Annotated in this window: 2 protein-coding genes; one reads left to right on the top strand and one right to left on the bottom strand. The window is 58.7% G+C overall.

Annotated elements, in window-relative coordinates:
* Positions 1 to 804: 804 nt before the first annotated feature.
* Complete coding sequence (locus tag FV233_RS29290) at positions 805 to 1,386, bottom strand: recombinase family protein (RefSeq protein WP_147899621.1); 582 nt, start codon at positions 1,384 to 1,386, stop codon at positions 805 to 807.
* 281 nt (positions 1,387 to 1,667) lie between these two features.
* Between FV233_RS29290 and FV233_RS30990 the strand changes: the two genes are divergently transcribed.
* Positions 1,668 to 1,874, top strand: a 207-nt coding sequence (locus FV233_RS30990) for a hypothetical protein (protein WP_210249520.1), incomplete at its 3' end; no start/stop codon positions are given.

Here is a 1,874-nt window from a genome sequence, read left to right as displayed (position 1 = left end):
GGAAGAACGGCGGCGCACACCTGCAAACCGCCACGCATAGGCTTTGATCGCCCAACGCGCCGCATCCCAACGACGTTCCGCAACCAAACAAATAACGATTTGACAATCGGCAACCGCCGGACCGCGATCACCCCATGCATCGCTCATTACCGGCACTGCCCATAATTAGTAGCACCATCACTCTATTGCGACGGGTTCAGCTGATAATTCCGGCTACTAACGCTTGGTCTCTTTGACATTCCCGGACCAACGTTCCGTCTGTCAATTCCCCGAGATAATGCACCTCCGCTCCCCGAGCTGGATACAATGCAACACGCGCAACACGCAAAACCCCCCTCCAGCATTTTCAGCGTGCGCGCATGTCTGGCCGGGCGCGCATGTCCGGCCGGGCGTGTAGGCGTGCGCGAGGATAGCACTCGATAAGCTCCACCCTAACCAGATCAAGGACTTAAGGGGTGAATGCGTGTTGCATGCATGTTGCAACCGTGTTGCCGCCGTGTTGGCATGCGTGTTTCCGACCCCTCTTGCGTGTTGCACCCGCCGCGGCCCTAGCTCCGGGAATAATTCGGGCACACTGCCCATCCCCCTATTTTCGGCCGTTTAATTCCAAGCCAGCCACAGCGGCGACTTGCGGCCCTTACTCGGCCTGTTCAACGATATCAGCCACTTAACCCCCTCTAGCGTGTTGCAAGCGTGTTGCATGCGTGTCGCCCCTAATTAGCGACCACGCCCGAGCGCACCCGGTGCATTTAATTCGCTCGATCGTGCATTTAGCGTTTGACATTCACCAACGGCACTTACGATTTACTCTTTGCTCGTAAGGCTGTTAGTGCGCGCTCGGGGGAAATAGCTGTAGAAAGTATCCCGGTTGACGCCGAGCCGCTTGGCGATGTCAGCTACGCTGATCGTGCCTGCCGCCAGAAGAGCGCGGCCGACTGCAATGTCGTCCTCACTCAGCTTCTTTGGCCGCCCGCCTTTGCGTCCGCGAGCGAGCGCCGCCTTCAGGCCCTCCATGGTGCGCTCGCGGTTGAGATCGAGGAAGTACTCGGCCATCGCCCCGTGCATCTGTAGTGCGAAGCGTCCGTGTGCGGTCGCGGAGTCGAACTGCTCGGTGAGCGAGCGAAAGTGCACGTCCTTCACCCGCAGGCCATCGATGGTGCGCATCATCTCGACCAGCGAGCGGCCGAGGCGGTCGAGCTTCCACACCACGAGCACGTCCTCGGAACGCAGGTAGGCGAGCGCAGCCTCGAACTCGGGCCGCTTGGTCCCAGCTTTGCCGGACTTTTTCTCCTCGAACAGGCGTTCGCAACCAGCCTTGGTCAGCGCGTCACGCTGCAGGTCGAGGTTCTGGTCAAGGGTGGAGACGCGGGCATATCCGATGAGCATGTCGGGACAGTGCCAAAACACCGTTTATCCGGCAATAGAAAAACCGACAGGTTTCTCCGACAGAAACAGGGCGGTTTTAAGCGGTTCGCGACCAGCCGCTCCGGATCGCCGGGAAAACGATCGGATTGCCGACATTCAAATCTATAGGACGAATGTCCGATAAGGGTTGAGAGCCGCTGGTCCGCTTTGGGGCAGCAATGCATCGAAGCCGACGCCTTCTCCGCAACCGCTTCCGACTCATTGCAAAAGGCCGAAAGGTCTGCTTCCCGACAACTTATTGGATGAAGACCTCGGAACTCAGCGGGCATCTGCCGGACCACCTCGATCCTGGCGTTGAAGGCGGCACACCGGCGAAGCGGTATGCGAAAAGTCAACTTCGTTTTAATCCGTTGTGGTGCGTGCGCCGCGGCACGTCACGGCGGACAATGGATCCCCATCTATGTCTTGCACAAGCAGAAACAGGCTCGAATGAGCGATCTGTATCTTTT

The sequence above is a fragment of the Methylobacterium sp. WL7 genome, assembly GCF_008040085.1.
Taxonomy (GTDB): Bacteria; Pseudomonadota; Alphaproteobacteria; order Rhizobiales; family Beijerinckiaceae; genus Methylobacterium; species Methylobacterium mesophilicum.
The sequence above is the reverse complement of the archived record's forward strand: the minus strand, read 5'-3'. Positions and strand labels throughout refer to the sequence as shown.

What these genes read in the sequence shown, in the direction of transcription:
- FV233_RS29290 (WP_147899621.1), bottom strand. Translation starts at nt 1,386, where the DNA reads ATGCTCATCGGATATGCCCGCGTCTCCACCCTTGACCAGAACCTCGAC.